Annotated in this window: 20 protein-coding genes, 1 tRNA gene and 1 pseudogene; 10 read left to right on the plus strand and 12 right to left on the minus strand. The window is 60.0% G+C overall.

Annotated elements, in window-relative coordinates; all coding sequences use genetic code 11:
- Positions 1 to 13 precede the first annotated feature (13 nt).
- Entirely contained in the window at positions 14 to 376 is a 363-nt protein-coding gene (locus tag BFQ01_RS30400) for a 5-carboxymethyl-2-hydroxymuconate Delta-isomerase (RefSeq protein WP_065928199.1), read from the minus strand.
- Between the two features lie 55 nt (positions 377 to 431).
- On the minus strand, positions 432 to 1,355 hold the full coding sequence (locus BFQ01_RS30405) for a LysR substrate-binding domain-containing protein (RefSeq protein ID WP_065928200.1): 924 nt from the start codon (positions 1,353 to 1,355) through the stop codon (positions 432 to 434).
- Positions 1,356 to 1,482: 127 nt separating this feature from the next.
- On the opposite strand from BFQ01_RS30405, the gene BFQ01_RS30410 reads away from it, so the two are divergent.
- Positions 1,483 to 1,662 carry a hypothetical protein gene (locus tag BFQ01_RS30410; RefSeq protein ID WP_065928201.1) on the plus strand — a complete coding sequence of 60 codons (180 nt, stop codon included), beginning with the start codon at positions 1,483 to 1,485 and terminating at the stop codon, positions 1,660 to 1,662.
- Positions 1,663 to 1,744: 82 nt separating this feature from the next.
- A complete protein-coding gene (locus tag BFQ01_RS30415; RefSeq protein WP_065928202.1) occupies positions 1,745 to 2,242 on the plus strand; it encodes a hypothetical protein in 498 nt (165 codons plus the stop codon).
- Here the strand turns inward: BFQ01_RS30415 and BFQ01_RS32700 are convergent, their stop codons facing one another.
- Positions 2,243 to 2,386, minus strand: coding sequence for a hypothetical protein (locus BFQ01_RS32700; RefSeq protein ID WP_162844254.1), 144 nt, complete (start codon positions 2,384 to 2,386; stop codon positions 2,243 to 2,245).
- Between the two features lie 195 nt (positions 2,387 to 2,581).
- Between BFQ01_RS32700 and BFQ01_RS30425 the strand changes: the two genes are divergently transcribed.
- From BFQ01_RS30425 to BFQ01_RS30440, 4 genes are all read left to right on the plus strand, one after another.
- Positions 2,582 to 3,886, plus strand: a complete 1,305-nt coding sequence (locus BFQ01_RS30425) for an MFS transporter (protein ID WP_065928204.1) — start codon at positions 2,582 to 2,584, stop codon at positions 3,884 to 3,886.
- On the plus strand, positions 3,886 to 4,644 hold the full coding sequence (locus BFQ01_RS30430; protein ID WP_065928205.1) for a substrate-binding domain-containing protein: 759 nt from the start codon (positions 3,886 to 3,888) through the stop codon (positions 4,642 to 4,644). Before BFQ01_RS30425 ends, BFQ01_RS30430 begins: the two co-directional genes overlap by 1 nt.
- A gap of 340 nt (positions 4,645 to 4,984) precedes the next feature.
- The gene (locus BFQ01_RS30435; RefSeq protein WP_065928206.1) at positions 4,985 to 5,827 is read left to right on the plus strand and encodes a DUF6216 family protein; all 843 of its coding nucleotides are present in this window, start codon (positions 4,985 to 4,987) and stop codon (positions 5,825 to 5,827) included.
- Between the two features lie 44 nt (positions 5,828 to 5,871).
- Positions 5,872 to 6,762, plus strand: a complete 891-nt coding sequence (locus BFQ01_RS30440; RefSeq protein ID WP_256097802.1) for a hypothetical protein — start codon at positions 5,872 to 5,874, stop codon at positions 6,760 to 6,762.
- Between the two features lie 10 nt (positions 6,763 to 6,772).
- Here BFQ01_RS30440 and BFQ01_RS33540 read toward each other — a convergent pair whose 3' ends face one another.
- On the minus strand, positions 6,773 to 7,636 hold the full coding sequence (locus BFQ01_RS33540; protein ID WP_370671287.1) for a methyl-accepting chemotaxis protein: 864 nt from the start codon (positions 7,634 to 7,636) through the stop codon (positions 6,773 to 6,775).
- Positions 7,631 to 8,398: pseudogene (locus BFQ01_RS33545) on the minus strand (MCP four helix bundle domain-containing protein); the annotation flags it as partial. The pseudogene BFQ01_RS33545 and the gene BFQ01_RS33540, both read right to left, overlap by 6 nt.
- A 568-nt stretch (positions 8,399 to 8,966) precedes the next feature.
- On the opposite strand from BFQ01_RS33545, the gene BFQ01_RS30450 reads away from it, so the two are divergent.
- Both BFQ01_RS30450 and BFQ01_RS30455 read left to right on the plus strand, forming a co-directional pair.
- The gene (locus tag BFQ01_RS30450) at positions 8,967 to 9,269 is read left to right on the plus strand and encodes a type II toxin-antitoxin system HigB family toxin (protein ID WP_065928208.1); all 303 of its coding nucleotides are present in this window, start codon (positions 8,967 to 8,969) and stop codon (positions 9,267 to 9,269) included.
- Positions 9,270 to 9,272: 3 nt separating this feature from the next.
- Positions 9,273 to 9,644, plus strand: a complete 372-nt coding sequence (locus tag BFQ01_RS30455; RefSeq protein WP_027604308.1) for a helix-turn-helix domain-containing protein — start codon at positions 9,273 to 9,275, stop codon at positions 9,642 to 9,644.
- Positions 9,645 to 9,783: 139 nt separating this feature from the next.
- Here BFQ01_RS30455 and BFQ01_RS30460 read toward each other — a convergent pair.
- The 5 genes from BFQ01_RS30460 to dapA all read right to left on the minus strand — a co-directional run bounded on the left by BFQ01_RS30460 (position 9,784) and on the right by dapA (position 13,472).
- Positions 9,784 to 9,873 (minus strand) — tRNA-Ser (locus tag BFQ01_RS30460).
- 83 nt (positions 9,874 to 9,956) lie between these two features.
- Positions 9,957 to 10,670 carry a phosphoribosylaminoimidazolesuccinocarboxamide synthase gene (purC, locus tag BFQ01_RS30465; protein WP_065928209.1) on the minus strand — a complete coding sequence of 238 codons (714 nt, stop codon included), beginning with the start codon at positions 10,668 to 10,670 and terminating at the stop codon, positions 9,957 to 9,959.
- Positions 10,671 to 10,697: 27 nt separating this feature from the next.
- Positions 10,698 to 11,456: an MBL fold metallo-hydrolase gene (locus BFQ01_RS30470; protein WP_027604310.1), complete on the minus strand. Its 759-nt coding sequence runs from the start codon at positions 11,454 to 11,456 to the stop codon at positions 10,698 to 10,700.
- A gap of 4 nt (positions 11,457 to 11,460) precedes the next feature.
- Positions 11,461 to 12,576, minus strand: a complete 1,116-nt coding sequence (gene bamC / locus BFQ01_RS30475) for an outer membrane protein assembly factor BamC (protein WP_027604311.1) — start codon at positions 12,574 to 12,576, stop codon at positions 11,461 to 11,463.
- A gap of 17 nt (positions 12,577 to 12,593) precedes the next feature.
- Positions 12,594 to 13,472, minus strand: coding sequence for a 4-hydroxy-tetrahydrodipicolinate synthase (dapA, locus tag BFQ01_RS30480; RefSeq protein WP_065928210.1), 879 nt, complete (start codon positions 13,470 to 13,472; stop codon positions 12,594 to 12,596).
- A 273-nt stretch (positions 13,473 to 13,745) separates the two neighbouring features.
- Here dapA and BFQ01_RS30485 point away from each other — a divergent pair, with 273 nt between their 5' ends.
- A complete protein-coding gene (locus BFQ01_RS30485) occupies positions 13,746 to 14,306 on the plus strand; it encodes a glycine cleavage system protein R (RefSeq protein WP_003172487.1) in 561 nt (186 codons plus the stop codon).
- A 10-nt stretch (positions 14,307 to 14,316) separates the two neighbouring features.
- Positions 14,317 to 14,790 carry a peroxiredoxin gene (locus BFQ01_RS30490; protein ID WP_065928211.1) on the plus strand — a complete coding sequence of 158 codons (474 nt, stop codon included), beginning with the start codon at positions 14,317 to 14,319 and terminating at the stop codon, positions 14,788 to 14,790.
- Between the two features lie 49 nt (positions 14,791 to 14,839).
- Here the strand turns inward: BFQ01_RS30490 and BFQ01_RS30495 are convergent, their stop codons facing one another.
- Together BFQ01_RS30495 and BFQ01_RS30500 are read right to left on the minus strand one after the other, a co-directional pair.
- Positions 14,840 to 15,910, minus strand: coding sequence for an AI-2E family transporter (locus BFQ01_RS30495; RefSeq protein ID WP_032888556.1), 1,071 nt, complete (start codon positions 15,908 to 15,910; stop codon positions 14,840 to 14,842).
- A gap of 31 nt (positions 15,911 to 15,941) precedes the next feature.
- Complete coding sequence (locus tag BFQ01_RS30500; protein ID WP_010212198.1) at positions 15,942 to 16,181, minus strand: sulfurtransferase TusA family protein; 240 nt, start codon at positions 16,179 to 16,181, stop codon at positions 15,942 to 15,944.
- Positions 16,182 to 16,249: the final 68 nt, after the last annotated feature.

A 16,249-nucleotide genomic window follows, 5' to 3' on the forward strand; every position in this document is an offset into this window, starting at 1 on the left:
TCTGTGGCGAGGATTAGCCGATGGCGACTTTGCTGTAGGAGTCGCGATCCATGTCGACCAGCTGGACGCTGAGCTGAACCTGTAGATCCGCCGGCCAGTCGCCCAGATCCTGCAACGCTGCCAGCAGGCTTTGCGACAATTGTTGCTTGACCTGCGGCGACCGCCCGCTGAGCAGTGACAGCTTCACCGCGATGAAACCGCGTGGGTTGAGGGAGGTGCCCACCTGAAAACTCTCGAGCTTCACAGCGCGGCTTTTGATATCGAACTCGGAACCGAACTGCCCGGACGCCATCAGCACATTGTTGAGCCGCAACAGGGTTTTCTCGACGGCCAGGCTTGTCAGGTTGGCGGTGTATTCCAAGTGCAGGTGTGGCATGGATGACTCCGAGTCATTCGTAGGAAAGTCTGTAGATATAGCACGGATAAAAGCCTCAGGCCTTGTTCGCCTGGCCCCGATCGCTCATGAACGCTTCCAGCCGCGAACGCACCCAGCGTTCGGCCGGGTCGGTGTCCACATGACTGAGCCAGACCATGGACAAATCCAGGGTCGGCGTCTCGAACGGAAACGGCTCGCAGAACAGGTTGCCCGACACCGCCATGGCCTCGGCCGTGTAGTCCGGCAGGCTGGCAATCAAGTCGGTCCCGGCCAGCAGCGCGGGCAATGCGCTGTATTGCGGCACCGACAACACCACATGGCGCTTGCGGCCGATTTCCGCCAGCCACTCATCGGCAAACCCGGACACGTTGGCGGTGTGGGACACCAGCACATGGGGGCGCGAGCAATATTCATCGAGGGTCAGCGGGGTGTCCGAGGCATCGGCGCGCAGCAGTCGCGGACGAATGTGGCGCAGCAACTTGCGCTTGGCATTCGCCGGCAGGCCACGGGTCTGGGTGATGCCGACGGTAATATCGCCGGACGCCAGCAGATCGGGAATCCGCCAATAGTCCACGTGCTGCACCACGAACACCACCTGCGGCGCTTCCTGGCGCAAGGCGCGCAGCAACGGTGGCAACAGGCCGAACTCGACGTCGTCGGACAGTCCGATGCGAAAGGTCATGGTGCTGACGGACGGGTCGAAATCGTGGGTCAGGCTCAAGGCCGACGACAGTGAGTCCAGGGCGGGCGACAGGTGCTGGATGATTTCCTCGGCGCGCGCGGTAGGTTCCATGCGATGGCCGACGCGAATGAACAGCGGGTCGTTGAACAAGGTACGCAGACGGTTGAGGGCCGAACTGATGGTCGGCTGGCCGAGAAACAGCTTCTCGGCCACTCGCGTCACATTGCGCTCGAGCATCAGTGCTTCGAAGACCACCATCAGGTTGATGTCGGCCTTGCGTAATTCATTGCGATTCATCGGCGCCTGCCCCTAGCCCAAGACAAGCCGCAGTTTAGAAAGCCGGGCCGGCCGCGTCTATGTGCACACTGTTCATCACGCGGCTTTGGGACTATAAACAGCGCTCGAACGTCGCAGGAACACTACCGTGCTGGTCATTTTTGGCCTGCCCATTCTGGTGGCCGGGTTCTGCCTCTGGCTTATCCGCTTTGTCACCCGCCCCACCGTCCGCACCTTATTGCGGGTGTTTGTCGGCCTGTGCCTGGCGGCAGTGGTGGCGTACCTGATGCTGGCTTCGGGTTTTCCTGTTTCGTTGCTGGTTTCATAGCCCCCTCTTTGAACTGGATGCTATTGCCTTGATAAACATCCGCAACATCGCACTACCGCTGTTACTGGCCGGATGTACCGCCATGACGCCCTACAAGGCACCGCTCGAAGGCCCGCGAGCACAGCTCAAAAGTGAGTTGAGCACCCACGCCAGCTACAACGAATGGCTGTCTGTCAGCGTTTCGACGGATCATGAATGCCTGCAAGGCAGGGTGGGAACGCCGAGTAAGGAAACCGCACTGTTTGCGGTGCACAGCAGTACTTCGCGCCCCGACGGTTACGTGGACATCGCCGCCGACCAACCGCTGCACTTGATCGTGTCGGGCCTGGCAAGCGCCGGCCGGCGCTGTGTGATTGAGTTCAACACCCAGTTCGCCGCCCAAGAGCGCTACTTGCTCAAAGGCGGGATTGCCGACGCCGACAGTGGGTGGTGTCGCGTTAAGGTGATCAATGCCGATACCGGCGCCGCGCTGGCGGAATTCGAAACCCCGACCCAGGTAACACCCGCCCCCACGGAGAGCCCTTCGTGGAGGCAGTTCATGGCCCGTCAAGGGTGCTTTTTAGCCCCGGCCGAACATTGATCAGGGCTTGAGCGGACGCTCCTGATCCCGCTCGGACAGCTCAGTGCCGTCGTCCGGGTGCTTCCAGGTCTGGGGTTTTTCCTCTTCATGTCGCCGGGGTTGCTCATGCTCCGGCTCATCTTGGCGCTTCGGTTCATTGCCCATAGCCATCTCCCTTCCGTAAGAATGGGTCATACCTTCCAGCATAGAACAGAGCGGGATCTTTGAAAGGCGCGCAAATTCATAACCAACAGACATTAATCAATCCATATTTTTCACTTTTCATTTCTAAATGTGTCAGCCACTATCCTCGGTCTTACGCGAAACAAGCACTTAAAAGAACGCTGGAGACACAAAACCATGACTAGCCCTTCCCGGCCCGATTCTGCCCGTTCGAAAGTAGGTGCGGTATTCCGCGTTACTTCGGGCAACTTCCTTGAACAGTTCGACTTCTTTCTGTTCGGCTTCTACGCCACCTACATTGCTGCCGCGTTCTTCCCTGCCGCCAATGAATTTGCCTCATTAATGATGACCTTCGCCGTGTTCGGCGCGGGCTTCCTGATGCGCCCACTGGGCGCCATCATCCTCGGCGCTTATATCGATGACGTCGGTCGCCGCAAAGGGTTGATCGTGACCTTGTCGATCATGGCCAGCGGCACGCTGTTGATCGTGCTGGTGCCGGGTTATCACACCATTGGCCTGTGGGCGCCGCTGCTGGTGCTGCTGGGTCGCCTGTTGCAAGGTTTCTCGGCCGGCGCGGAGCTGGGCGGTGTGTCGGTATACCTGTCTGAAATGGCCACCCCAGGCCGCAAGGGGTTCTACACCAGCTGGCAATCCGGCAGCCAACAGATCTCCATCGTGGTCGCCGCCGCCCTGGGCTATGGCTTGAACGTGTGGATGGAACCGGCGGTGGTTGCCGACTGGGGCTGGCGCATTCCGTTCGCCATTGGTTGCGTGATCATCCCGTTCATCTTTGTGCTGCGCCGTAACCTGCAGGAAACCGAAGAATTCGCCAACCGCAAGCATCGCCCGACCATGCGCGAGGTGCTGGCCACACTGGTGAAAAACTGGACCGTGGTCATCGGCGGCATGCTGATGGTGGCCATGACCACCACCGCGTTCTACCTGATCACCGTGTACGCGCCGACCTTCGGCAAGACCGTGCTGCAACTGAGCACCTCCGACGCGCTGCTGGTGACCTTGCTGGTGGCGGTGTCGAACTTTGTCTGGCTGCCGATCGGCGGCACCCTGAGCGACCGCTTCGGCCGCAAGCCGGTGCTGATCGCCATGACCGCGTTGACGGTGCTCACGGCTTATCCGGCACTGTCCTACGTGGTGAATGCACCGAGCTTCGCCCATATGCTGGAGACGCTGCTGTGGTTCTCGTTCCTGTACGGCATGTACAACGGCGCGATGATCCCGGCGCTCACGGAAATCATGCCGGTGGAAGTGCGCGTGGCGGGCTTCTCCCTGGCCTACAGCCTGGCGACCGCGATCTTCGGTGGGTTTACCCCGGCGATCTCCACCTGGTTCATCCACATCACCGAAGACAAGGCCTCGCCGGCCTACTGGATGATGTTCGCTGCGTTGTGCGCGCTGTGTTCGACCCTGGCGCTGTATCGTCGCGCCAACGCACGCGGGCAGGTGATGCAGGGGGCGGCGTGATGGGGCCTTTGTTCAAGACCCTGACGGCCCTGGCCCTCGGCGCACTGGCGCTGACGGCCCAGGCCGAGGAACTCAAGGTGATGACCTCCGGTGGCTTCACCGCCGCCTATAAACTGCTGGGCCCGCAATACGCGCAGTACAGCGGCGACACCCTCGATACCGTCCTCGGCCCCTCCATGGGCAAGGCGCCGGAAGCGATTCCCAACCGTCTGGCCCGTGGCGAACATGCCGACGTGGTGATCATGGTCGGTTATGCCCTGGATGACTTGATCAAACAAGGCAAGGTCGACCCGGCGTCCCGCGTGGAACTGGCGGATTCGCGCATCGGCCTGGTGGTGAAGGCAGGTGCGACCAAACCCGCGATCGGCACCGATGCCGAACTCAAGGCCGTACTGAGCAAGGCCAAGTCCGTGGCGTATTCGGACAGCGCCAGCGGTGTGTATGTCGAGAAAGAGCTGTTCAAGAAGCTCGGCATGCCCGCCAAAGGCACCATGATCGAACGCCTGCCGGTGGCCGAACAGGTCGCCAAGGGCGATTACGAAGTGGGCTTGCAGCAGGTGGCGGAGTTATTGCCGGTGGCGGGTGTGACGTACGTCGGCAAGATCCCGGAAGACGTGCAATCGGTGACGCGCTTTGCGGCGGGCATTCCGGTCAATGCCGAACACCCTGCGCAGGCCAGGGCGCTGTTGCAGTTCCTGGCCTCGCCCCAGGCACAACCGGTGGTGCAATCCACCGGCCTGGACTCGGTGGCGCGCTGACCGAAACGGTATCTCCCGCGCCCACCGCTCCAATTCCAGCGCCGCTGGCGGCAAAGTCCGCCCGCGGCGCTTGTTCCTTCAAGCCCCCATCGCAATGGTGACGTTGCCCATGCGCATGGACGCGACGTTGCTGGTGCCCATCGTGAATAGCGGGATGTAGAGCAATATCGTACAAGCGCCAGTGGGAAGCTATGGAGTAGAACTGCCAGAAAAACTGCCGCTGAGGCTTAGCCTGTTTCCGAGAGGCCAGTCAGTTGCTTCTTGTTTTTCCTGACGTAAAGACACGGTTGCTCGGGTTCCCTAGAATCCCGCGTTCGACTCTATGACTAAGGACCCAGGCATGGCCGAACCGATCGTAAAAAGCACACCGCTGACCTGGTATGTGGAGCATTTCGCCGTCTTCAGCGGGGCTTTCACCTTTCTCGCTATCGCGGGGCTGTTGATATTTATCTACCGGCGCTCTGGATCGCTGCTGTTTCTACGGGATTGGATATGGCGGTTTTTTGGTGGCAAAACGCGCTTCGAAACAGACCGTTTTGAACGCATGCGCAAGGACTTGCGCGAGCTGGAATATTATCGCTATGAATTCAACATCCCCGCCAATACGCTGCGCGAGGCCGACTTGGCTGAGGATTGGATGTACAGCAATGACTTCACCCCACGCGACTTCGGTCGCGTGAAGCGCTACATCGAGTGGAGCGACTTTACAGCACTGAGCTTCATCACCAAGCGGTTCGCACAGTGGCGTATCAACTGCTTTTTCTTTCTTGCCATCGCGCTTCTGGCGGGCGTAGCCATTGCGGTTCCGCTGATTGAATCCAAGTATCTGATGGTGTCCCTCAAAAACGCCCCGGATGCCCCCTCGTTCTATTTATCGGAAGATAACGTGAAGTTCGGTATCTGGTCTGACACCGTCCTCAAGGTCGAGCACTGTCGCTCGTCCGAGTCGCTCCAGGCGTTCCTGCGCCCAGGATTACCGGAAGATAAACTCGACATCATTTGCTCATTCTTCCTCGACAAGACCTACAACAAATACGTACGAGAAGGCCTGGGCCAACAACGCGGGCTGCTGTTCTCGCTGGTGCTCGTGTCGATGGCATGGATGATTTACCTGGTGATCCTGATCGCGCGAATGGAAGTCGCCCGCAAACTCTATAAACAATGGCAGGCCAACCAGCCTTGAAAAAACAAGTGCCTGCTAGCCGCCCCTTTTCGACTGAGAGTTCAATGAGCAAGGCATCTGACAGAAAAACGCTTCACCGCGCGCTGAAATGGGCGGCCTGCCTGGTGGGCCTGCCTTGCCTCGCCGCGCTGGGTTTCTTCACCTGGCAAAGCTTCTACCCGGTGAGCGCCGCTGCCGGCTGGAGCGTTCAGGTCGTACACCGCGACGTGCCAAAAGCCGCCTCGCTGATGCCGTTGCCGGACGGCGCGCTGGTGGTCAGCCTGGAGCTCGACGACGCCAAGGGCAGCATCGTGCGCATTCATCCGGACGGAACACGCGAAGTGGTGGTGGGCAACCTGTCCAAACCCGACGGTATGTTCGCCACCCGTGGCGGCTGGGTGTTCAGCCAAGAAGCACTCGACTCCCCCGTCAGCTTCCTCAAGGACGGTACCGTCACCGAATTGTTCAGGGGCGAAAACGTGCAAGGCCTGTGGGACGACGGTGACTACCTCTATGCCATGGAGGACCGTCGCGACGAGGGGCGCATCCTGCGTTATCGCTGGAGCGACCAGACCTTAAGCGTCGTTCGCAAAGGCCTCGACGAGGGCGAATCGATCATCCGCTGCACCGATGGCCGCATGCTCTACACGAAGAAGAAAGAAGGCATGGTCCGTGAGCTGACCGAAGACGGCAGCGACCCGGTGGTACTGGCCAAGCTGAACCAGCCGACCTTTTTGATGTGCGATGAGCGCGGGTTATGGATCAACGAAGACGCCACCCACCGCGCGCGGTTGTTGCTGATCGATAAACAGGGGCGCCAGCAGACGATTTTGTCGTTCTTGAAGGCGCCACAGTCGATTGTGCCGACCGGGCATGGGACTTATCTGCTGGCCGAAGGTGGGCGTGATCGCGTGCTGGAGCTGACCCCGCCCCAGCCCGTTATCGCGCAGGAATAAGCGCGCTGCACTACAGCTGAAACCGCGCAACCGCCTCGTTCAGCGAGACCGCCAATTGCGCCAGTTCGCGGCTTGATCCATTGATCTGCCCGGCGCCGGAAGAGGATTGCGCAGACAGGTCGCGAATATTGACGATGTTGCGATCGACTTCCTTGGCCACCTGGGCCTGCTCCTCGGCGGCGCTGGCGATGACCAGGTTGCGCTGGTGGATCTGGTCGATGGAGTCGGTGATCTGGCTCAATGCGCCCCCCGCCCCCTCAGCCAGGGCGAGGGTGTCGGTGGCTCGCTGGGTGCTCGACTGCATCGAGCTCAACGCCTCGTTGGACCCCGTGCGCATCGCGGTCACCATCTGGTCGATTTCCAGGGTCGATTGCTGGGTACGGTGGGCCAGTGCACGGACTTCGTCAGCCACCACCGCAAAGCCGCGCCCGGACTCACCGGCCCGCGCCGCCTCGATCGCGGCGTTGAGTGCCAGCAAGTTGGTCTGCTCGGCGATGGAGCGGATCACATCGAGCACCTTGCCGATATCCCGCGATTGCTCGGCGAGGTTCTGCACCAGGGTCGAGGTTTCGCCGATGTTGGTGCTCAGGGCTTGAATGGCGCTGACCGTTTCACCCACACGGTGCTGGCCTTCGCGCGCGGTTTCATTGGAAAGGCGAGTGGACTCGGAGGTGGACACCGCATTGCGCGCCACCTCATCCGCCGCCGAGGTCATCTCGTTGACGGCGGTGGCGGCCTGCTCGATTTCAGCGGTCTGCTTTTGCAGGCTGCGGCTGCTCTGGTCGGTGATGCCGTTGAGGTCGGTGGCCGATGACGCCATCTGCCCGGCCGACTGGCGAATCAGTTGCAAGGTCCCGCGCAGGTTGGCCTGCATGGTCTTGAGTGCCACGAGCAGGCGCGTCACTTCGTCGTCGCCGCTCACGTCCACCGTTTGGGTCAGGTCACCTTGGGCAACGTTCTCGGCAGCCCGTACGGCATGACTGAGCGGGCCGACAATGCTGCGCGTGAGCAACCAGGCCAGCAGCACGGTGCTCAACCCGGCCACGATCACAAAGCCGAACACCATGGTGCGCGAACGGCCGTACTGCGACTCGGCCGCCTGGCCTTGCTGGTTGATCTGGGCGTTGTAGTAGTCGGCCAGGGCATTGAGTTGGGCCCCGGAGCCATCGACCACGGTTTTCATATCCACCAGCAACAGCTTGTTGAGTTCGGCGCCCTGCTGCTTGTCGGCGAGGATGAACGACTGCGCCAGCCCTTGCTGGTATTGGCGCAGCGAGACCTGGAACTGGTCATAGAGCGTGCGTACTTCGGGGGTGTCGATCACTGCATCGAGGTCGGCCAGCCGTTTGCTCAGGTCCTGGCTGCGAGTGTCCATCTGGCTACGGTATTGCGGGATGCTCGCCGGGTTCGGGTCCAGGGCCATGCGCAAAGAGATCGTACGAATGCGCAGCATGATTTCACGAATGTCCGCCACCAGTCGCATCTTCGGCACCAGCCCGCTTTCCACCTGCACCGCGCTGGCGCGGATGCTTGCCATGTTCGACAGTGCAAAAAAACCCAGCAGGGCCACGAGCAAAGCAATCAGGGCAAAACCCAGACCCGCACGGCGGGCGATGGACAGGCTGCGAAGGGACATTAGGGGGGACTCTCTTATTGGGGATACGATGTCGTACGAGAGTGTTTCGGCCGTTTGGATAAAGACTTGAGGGACGTACACCCAGGAAATGGGAAGTTATAAATATCAGTGAGTTATTTGCAGTATCGACGAGCACGGCGCCCACCAACGACAATACTGGGAACATCAAAGGATTACCCCACCAGCAGGTCTGACATGGAAAAAGCCGTCATTACTCTGGCACTGATTTCTTGCCTATACGGCTGCATCGGCGCACAACTTTCACTTCCTGAACAGAAAAACGTACGCACCACCCCTCAACAGAACCCGCCTGAACGAGCATGGTGCGGCGTGACGCTTTGGGCTGTAGTTCCAATACCCCTGAAGCTCCCCGTGTGCCGCTCACATCCCGCTCCCTCGCCCTTATATGCCTGTGGTCCTTTCATGTTCCTGGGACCGATCATGCACGGTTACAAGGGGAATGCCTTATGTGGAGAAATGCCTTGAGAGCCCATGACACCCGTCTGGAAAACTGCTTGTTCCCATGTGCCCACTTGCAAAAGTCCCAAGGCGGGACTAGGATTTTCCCATGAGAATAGTCGCACTCAGTCAACTCAAAACCTTTTGGCACAAGTACCCGGATTCGGAGCAACCGTTCCTGGCCTGGATAGACGAAGTAAAAAACGCCGACTGGTCAAACCCGGCTGACATCAAGGAACACTTTCGCAGCGCTAGCATTCTCAAAAGTCGAAGGGTCGTCTTCAACATCAAAGGTAACGACTACAGGCTCGTGGTCGCCGTGGCCTATCGCTATGGCGCTGTCTACATCAAGTTTGTCGGTACACATAAGCAGTACGACGCAATTGACGCCGATACCGTCGAAACGGAGTAACCCATGAACATCCGACCTATCCACACCGAACAGGATTACAAGGACGCACTCAAGTCTGTCTCTGCGCTGTTCGACAACGAACCAGAACCCGGCACCCCGGAAGGTGATTACTTTGACGTAATGATCACGCTGATCGAGGCCTATGAAGCCAAACACTTTCCCATGGACCTGCCCAACCCAATCGATGCCATTCGCTTCAGAATGGAACAGTCTGGCCTGTCAGCGGCTGATCTTATTCCCGCCATTGGCCGCCAGAATCGTGTTTATGAAGTGCTGAATGGAAAACGAGCGCTGACCTTGCCAATGATTTGGAAGCTGCATGAGATGTTTGGAATTCCAGCAGAAAGCCTGATCAAGCCAGTAAGGCATGCTTGAAGATGGAATACGGTTGGTTGTGCCTGCTGGAAACAACCACTGCGGCCCTGTTTGCTGCTCGGAACGAGTAGCTTGCTCTCAAATCTCAGAAACGAAAAAGCCCCGTAGCTTATTCAGCTACGGGGCTTTTTCTATGTAATGGCGGAGAGATAGGGATTCGAACCCTAGGTACCGGTGAAGGTACAACGGATTTCGAATCCGTCCCATTCGGCCACTCTGGCATCTCTCCAACGGCGCGCATCATAACAGCCTGTTTCGTGGAAGCAAAGCGCAGAAGCGATTTTTTTCCGTGCTATCAGATGCTTGCGTCGATTAAAGCGGTACGCCGAGACGCTTGGCGACTTCTTCGTAGGCTTCGATCACATCACCGAGGCCTTGGCGGAAGCGGTCCTTGTCCATCTTCTTCTTGGTGTCCTTGTCCCACAGGCGGCAACCGTCCGGGCTGAATTCGTCGCCCAGGACGATGGAGCCGTCGTGGAACACGCCGAATTCCAGCTTGAAGTCCACCAGCAGCAGGCCTGCGTCGTCGAACAGCTTGCTCAGCACGTCGTTGACCTTGAGGGACAACTCCTTCATGCGTGCCAGTTGCTCGGCGGTGCCCCAGCCGAATGCCACGACGTGGGATTCGTTGATGAACGGGTCGCCCTTGGCGTCGTCCTTCAGGAACAGTTCGAACGTGTAAGGATTGAGCTTGAGGCCCTCTTCCACGCCCAGGCGCTTGACCAGGCTGCCGGCGGCGTAGTTACGCACGACGCATTCCACCGGGATCATGTCGAGCTTCTTCACCAGGCACTCGTTGTCGCCCAGCAGTTGGTCGAATTGGGTCGGAATACCGGCCGCTTCGAGTTTCTGCATGATGAAGGCGTTGAACTTGTTGTTCACCATGCCCTTGCGATCAAGTTGTTCGATGCGCTTGCCGTCGAACGCCGAGGTGTCGTTGCGAAACAGCAGGATCAGGCGGTTGGCGTCGTCGGTCTTGTAAACCGACTTGGCTTTGCCGCGGTAGAGTTCTTCACGTTTTTCCATGATGGGCTCCGCTTTGAGTGAGGTGGGCTAGGCGATATGTCGCCAGTCGAGCCCTGAATCTTGATCGGCCAGTTGCAGCCAGTCCGGGTCGCACCCGAGGGTGTCGACAAAACATTGCCGGGCAAGCGTCGGCAGGTTGTTCTTGCTGCTCAAGTGGGCCAGGACCAGGTGTTGCAGGTCTTGCCAGCCCAACTCATACACCAGGTACGCCGCCTGATGGTTGTTCAAATGTCCCAGTTCGCCGCCGACCCGTTGCTTGAGAAAGTACGGATAGTGACCGCGAGCCAACAGGTCCCGGCAGTGGTTGGACTCGATCATCAAGGCATCGAGGTTCCGGTATCCGTCCAGTACCTTGGCGCAGTAGGAGCCCAGGTCGGTGAGCACGCCGAAACGCCGCTCTCCGTCACTGAATACATACTGCGTCGGTTCCTGGGCGTCGTGCGCCACGGCAATCACATCGATGCTCAGGGCACCGATTTGCAGCTGCTCGCCACCGGCCAGGAAACCTGCGGGTTCTATAGGTTTGCGCATCCCGCGCAGTGTGCCGCGACTGAGGTACACCGGAAGATTGTAGCGCCGAGACAGCAAACCCACGCCATGCACGTGGTCGGCATGTTCGTGGGTCACCAGAATCGCGCTCAGCTGCGAGGGGTGAACCCCCAGGCGCAGCAGGCGCCGCTCGGTTTCCTTTAACGAGAAACCACAATCCACCAGCACGTACGTGTCGTCATGGGCGACCAGCGTGCCGTTCCCTTGGCTACCGCTGCCGAGAACGGCAAAACGCATCGGATCAGCCCAGGTTGTCCTGAATCACGCCCAACACTTTGCGCGCCGTTTCAGCCGGCGCCACGGTGTTGATGTTCTTCTCGACGGTGACCTGCACAGTCTCGCCAACCTTGCTCAAACGCACCTGATAACGCTCGGCGCGGGTTTCGATTTCTTCCTTGGTCGGCTTGCTGCCGAACAGTTTGCCGAAGAAACCAGGCTCTTCGTCTTTGCGCTCGGCCTTTTCAGCCACGTTGATGTAGTACAGGCCCAGGCTGCGGTTGATGTCTTCAACACGCCAAGGGCCTTGCTCCAACGCGCGGCCGACGCTGGCCCAGGCGCGATCCAGGTCTTCACCCAGGTTCAGCACCACGTTGCCGCTGCCGTCCTCGGTGAGGCTGACGCGGCTCGGGGTGTCGTAATCACGGGCGGCGAGCAGGGAAACGGAACCGCCCTTCTCGGAGATACGGCTCATGCTGGCCAGCATCTCGTCGACCAATGCCGAGTCGACACCGGTGTTGACCGAGCGGTTGGTGAAGTCGACGTTGGCGGTGCTGCCGGCAGGACGCTCGGCGCTGACCACGTAGACTTCACTGGTGTTGCGCTGCACGCCCGGCTCGATGCGCACACGCACACGGGCTTCGCTGTCGGCGGCGACACCGCCGGCCTGCAGGCGCTTGGCCATAGTGGCGGACAGCTCGCTGCCTTGCTGCCATGCCGTGGTGAATTCACCGGTCTGCGGGCGCTGCTCGTCGATGCGGAAACCGTTGTCCTGGAAGAACTGCACCGCTACCGGCCAGACTTCGGCAGGTGGACGCTGCGCCACGATCCAACGCGAATCACCGCTCTTCTGCAGGCTGTAGTCGCTGGCATCCGCCACGGCCGAGATCGGCTGTGGACGTGGCACGACGTATTCACCCTTGGTGGTGTCGTCGGCAACGTTGCGTGGAATCGGCAGCAACGGGTCAAGGCGCTTGGCGACGTTGACGTCCGGCGGCAGTTGCATCGGTTTGGTTGCTTGTGCTTCCAGGTAATCGCTGCCGCGGTCACGGAAGTAGCCTTCCGGGCCCCAGATCCAACCGCAGCCACTGGTGCTGGAGATAATCAAGGCAAGTGCGGAAAGTCCGGCCAATCGCTTCATGCGTAGTGCTTCCTCAATTAAACCAGGACGCCGGACTGGCGCAGGGCCTGTCGCAGCGGTTCGTGACAGGCTTCGCTGAGGCGGGTGAGCGGCAGACGGATACCGTCCGGCATCAGGCCCATCTCGAACAGCGCCCACTTCACGGGAATAGGGTTGGATTCGATAAACAGTGTCTTGTTGAGCGGCATCAGCTTCTCGTGGATCGCACGGGCGGTCACGGCGTCGCCGGCGATGGCGGCGGCACACAGGTCGCTCATGGCGCGCGGGGCCACGTTGGCGGTCACGGAGATATTGCCCTTGCCGCCCAGCAGGATCAGCTCGACAGCCGTGGCGTCGTCACCGGAATACAGCAGGAAGTCGCTGCTCACCCCGGCCAGGATGTCCTTGGCGCGCTGCAGGTCGCCGGTGGCTTCCTTGATGCCGATGATGTTCGGCACGGTAGAGAGGCGGATCACGGTCTCGGCCTTCATGTCGCACGCGGTACGACCCGGCACGTTATAGAGGATCTGCGGGATGTCGACGGCTTCGGCAATGGTGCGGAAGTGCTGGTACAGGCCTTCCTGGGTCGGCTTGTTGTAGTACGGGGTCACCAGCAGGCAAGCGTCGGCGCCGGCTTTCTTGGCGTTTCGGGTCAGCTCGATGGCTTCGCGCGTCGAGTTGGCGCCCGTGCCGGCGATCACGGCAATACGCCCCGCGACACGCTTGACCACGAATTCGATCACTTGGATGTGTTCTTCCACATCGAGGGTGGCCGATTCACCTGTGGTGCCGACCGCCACGATGGCGTTGGTGCCTTCTTGCAGGTGGAAGTCCACCAGTTTGCCCAGGCTGTCCCAGTCGAGATGACCTTGTGCATCCATGGGTGTGACCAGTGCCACCATACTGCCCGCAATCATGCAACCGCTCCTGCCGGAAAAAGAGAGCCGTAATGGTACTGGCGCCAAGATGCTTGTACAAGCGAAGTACCGCCTGAGGATGCGTTCTGGCGCAACTAAACGACGGGCAATGCCATCATTGGGCCAAAGCACGGGTTGAGGCTGGGCAAAATCAGGCGGATCACGCAATGAAAACGCCACCTCCTATCCCTTGGCGACGCTTTTCGCTACCCTTCATGCTTTGATCGATACAGCCCTCACAGTATCGACCGCTCATCGTTTTAGGAAGGCTGCATGTCCACCCCCACAGTTCGCGAACAATTCCTTGTTATCAGTGCCCTCGGCGCCAACCCCATGGAGCTGACCAACGTCCTGTGCCGCGCCAGCCATGAAAACCGCTGTGCCGTGGTGACCTCCCGCCTGACCCGCCATGGCGAGTGCAGTGCGCTGGTCCTGCAGATTTCCGGCACCTGGGATGCCCTGGCGCGCCTGGAGACCGGCCTGCCGGGCCTGGCCAAGAAGCACGACTTCACCGTCAACGTGGTGCGCAGCGCCGCCCTGGAAAATCGCCCGCAGGCGCTTCCTTATGTGGCGTATGTCAGCTCGGCCTACCGCTCGGACATCGTCAATGAGCTGTGCCAGTTCTTCATCGACCATAACGTCGAACTGGAGAACCTGACCTGCGACACCTACCAGGCCCCGCAAACCGGCGGCACCATGCTCAACGCCACCTTCACCGTGACCCTGCCGGCCGGCGTGCAGATCAGTTGGCTGCGCGACCAGTTCCTGGATTTCGCCGATGCCCTGAACCTCGACGCGCTGATCGAGCCGTGGCGCCCACAGAACCCAATGTAAGGAAGTCATCATGGCGGTAGTCATCGATAAACCGGTCGCCGATTTCGAAGCCCAGGCCACCAGCGGCCAGACCTTCAGCCTTGCCGCCCTCAAGGGCAAGCAAGTGGTGATCTACTTCTACCCGAAGGACAGCACCCCGGGCTGCACCACCGAAGGCCAGGGTTTCCGTGACCAGTACGCAGCATTCAAGGCCGCCAACACCGAAGTGTTTGGCGTGTCGCGCGACAGCGTGAAGTCCCATGAGAACTTCAAGGGCAAGCAGGAATTCCCGTTCGAGCTGATCAGCGACAAGGATGAGGCGGTCTGCCAACTGTTCGACGTCATCAAGCTGAAGAAGCTGTACGGCAAGGAATACCTGGGTGTGGATCGCAGCACCTTCCTGATCGACAAGGACGGTGTGCTGCGCCAGGAATGGCGCGGCGTGAAAGTGCCGGGCCATGTGGACGCCGTTCTGGCCGCAGCCCAGGCATTGAACAAGGCCTGATCTGTAGCGCGGATCACTGCAGCGATGAAGCAGTGATTCGCGCCTACCCTTACAACAAAGGTGCCACCACCGGCTCCTGCCGCGGCCACGCATCCAGCACGGCCTTGAACAGCGTCGCCAGGGGAATCGCAAAGAACACCCCCCAGAATCCCCACAGTCCACCAAACAACAGCACTGCACAGATGATCGCCACCGGGTGCAGGTTGACCGCCTCCGAGAACAGCAGCGGCACCAGCACGTTGCCATCCAGGGTCTGGATGATGCCGTAGACCGCCATCAAGTAGATGAACTGGTCGCTCCAGCCCCACTGGAACAAGGCGATCAAGGTCACCGGCACCGTCACCACCACGGCACCGACATACGGCACCACCACCGAAATCCCCACCAGCAGTGCCAGCAAGGCGGCGTAGTTGAGGTCCAGTGCGATAAACGCAATGTAGGTAACGCCCCCGCAGATAATGATCTCGATGACCTTGCCACGAATGTAGTTGGCGATCTGTCGGTTCATTTCTTCGGCCACCCGGGTGATCAGCGCTCGTTCGCGCGGCAGATAGCCGCTCACCCAACGCCCGATCATGGCGCGGTCCTTGAGGAAGAAGAACACCAGGATCGGTACGAGCACCAGGTAGATCATGATGTTGACCAGCAGCGGCAGGCTGGACAGGGAAAAGGTCAGCGCCCATTGCCCGAACTTTCCGATTTCGCCCCGTGCCACTTCTATCGCCTGCAGCACTTGCTCGTCCGACACCAGATGCGGGTAGCGCTCCGGCAGCAGCAGCAACAGCGACTGCCACTTGGCGAGCATGCCCGGCAACTCGTTGAACAACGTGATCAGTTGGTGCCACAGCAGCGGTAACACCACGACAATAAACACCACCAGCAGCCCCATGAACAAGGCAAATACCAGGCCCACAGCTGCGCCGCCCGGCAAGCGTAAACGCTCCAGGGTGGTGACCAGGCCCTGCATCAGGTAAGCCAGCACCATCCCCGCCAGTACCGGCGCCAGCATGCCTCCCAAGGTGAGTACGGCCGTAAAGGCCAGAAACAGCAGGACCGCCAGCACCACGGCTTCTTCATCGGAGAAGTAGCGCTGGATCCAGTCTCGTAACACTTTGAACATCAATCAACCTCGGGTGGTAGGGGCAAACGGTTCAGGCCTTGCGCAACCAGTAACGGTACACACCGGCGGCGTCTTCTTCATGCAGCAGGGTATGGCCGGCCAGCTTGGCGAAGGTACGAAAATCACGCTGGGAACCTGCGTCGGTGGCGATCACCTTGAGCACAGCGCCACTGGCCAATCGATTGAGTTCCAGCTTGGCCTTGAGCAGAGGCAACGGGCAATTGAGGCCGCTGGCATCGAGTTCGGCATCAAAGGCTACAGCGTCGGTCATGGTTTTACTCCGGGCACGCATTCGGGGTGCTTAGAATATCTGGTCCGAAGCTCAGTGTCCGGCTACAG

The organism is Pseudomonas sp. 8 R 14 (genome assembly GCF_900005955.1).
Lineage (GTDB): Bacteria > Pseudomonadota > Gammaproteobacteria > Pseudomonadales > Pseudomonadaceae > Aquipseudomonas > Aquipseudomonas marginalis.

Excerpts from the sequence above, each read along its gene's own strand:
- BFQ01_RS30435 (WP_065928206.1), top strand. The coding sequence starts at position 4,985 with ATGGCCGAACCGATCGTAAAAAGCACACCGCTGACCTGGTATGTGGAG.
- BFQ01_RS30455 (WP_027604308.1), top strand. The coding sequence starts at position 9,273 with ATGAACATCCGACCTATCCACACCGAACAGGATTACAAGGACGCACTC.
- BFQ01_RS30415 (WP_065928202.1), top strand. The coding sequence starts at position 1,745 with ATGACGCCCTACAAGGCACCGCTCGAAGGCCCGCGAGCACAGCTCAAA.
- BFQ01_RS30490 (WP_065928211.1), top strand. The coding sequence starts at position 14,317 with ATGGCGGTAGTCATCGATAAACCGGTCGCCGATTTCGAAGCCCAGGCC.
- BFQ01_RS30485 (WP_003172487.1), top strand. The coding sequence starts at position 13,746 with ATGTCCACCCCCACAGTTCGCGAACAATTCCTTGTTATCAGTGCCCTC.
- BFQ01_RS30500 (WP_010212198.1), bottom strand. The coding sequence starts at position 16,181 with ATGACCGACGCTGTAGCCTTTGATGCCGAACTCGATGCCAGCGGCCTC.
- BFQ01_RS30425 (WP_065928204.1), top strand. The coding sequence starts at position 2,582 with ATGACTAGCCCTTCCCGGCCCGATTCTGCCCGTTCGAAAGTAGGTGCG.
- dapA (WP_065928210.1), bottom strand. The coding sequence starts at position 13,472 with ATGATTGCGGGCAGTATGGTGGCACTGGTCACACCCATGGATGCACAA.
- BFQ01_RS30440 (WP_256097802.1), top strand. The coding sequence starts at position 5,872 with ATGAGCAAGGCATCTGACAGAAAAACGCTTCACCGCGCGCTGAAATGG.
- BFQ01_RS30400 (WP_065928199.1), bottom strand. The coding sequence starts at position 376 with ATGCCACACCTGCACTTGGAATACACCGCCAACCTGACAAGCCTGGCC.
- BFQ01_RS30450 (WP_065928208.1), top strand. The coding sequence starts at position 8,967 with ATGAGAATAGTCGCACTCAGTCAACTCAAAACCTTTTGGCACAAGTAC.
- purC (WP_065928209.1), bottom strand. The coding sequence starts at position 10,670 with ATGGAAAAACGTGAAGAACTCTACCGCGGCAAAGCCAAGTCGGTTTAC.
- BFQ01_RS33540 (WP_370671287.1), bottom strand. The coding sequence starts at position 7,636 with ATGCAGGCCAACCTGCGCGGGACCTTGCAACTGATTCGCCAGTCGGCC.
- BFQ01_RS30495 (WP_032888556.1), bottom strand. The coding sequence starts at position 15,910 with ATGTTCAAAGTGTTACGAGACTGGATCCAGCGCTACTTCTCCGATGAA.
- bamC (WP_027604311.1), bottom strand. The coding sequence starts at position 12,576 with ATGAAGCGATTGGCCGGACTTTCCGCACTTGCCTTGATTATCTCCAGC.
- BFQ01_RS30405 (WP_065928200.1), bottom strand. The coding sequence starts at position 1,355 with ATGAATCGCAATGAATTACGCAAGGCCGACATCAACCTGATGGTGGTC.
- BFQ01_RS30430 (WP_065928205.1), top strand. The coding sequence starts at position 3,886 with ATGGGGCCTTTGTTCAAGACCCTGACGGCCCTGGCCCTCGGCGCACTG.
- BFQ01_RS30470 (WP_027604310.1), bottom strand. The coding sequence starts at position 11,456 with ATGCGTTTTGCCGTTCTCGGCAGCGGTAGCCAAGGGAACGGCACGCTG.
- BFQ01_RS32700 (WP_162844254.1), bottom strand. The coding sequence starts at position 2,386 with ATGGGCAATGAACCGAAGCGCCAAGATGAGCCGGAGCATGAGCAACCC.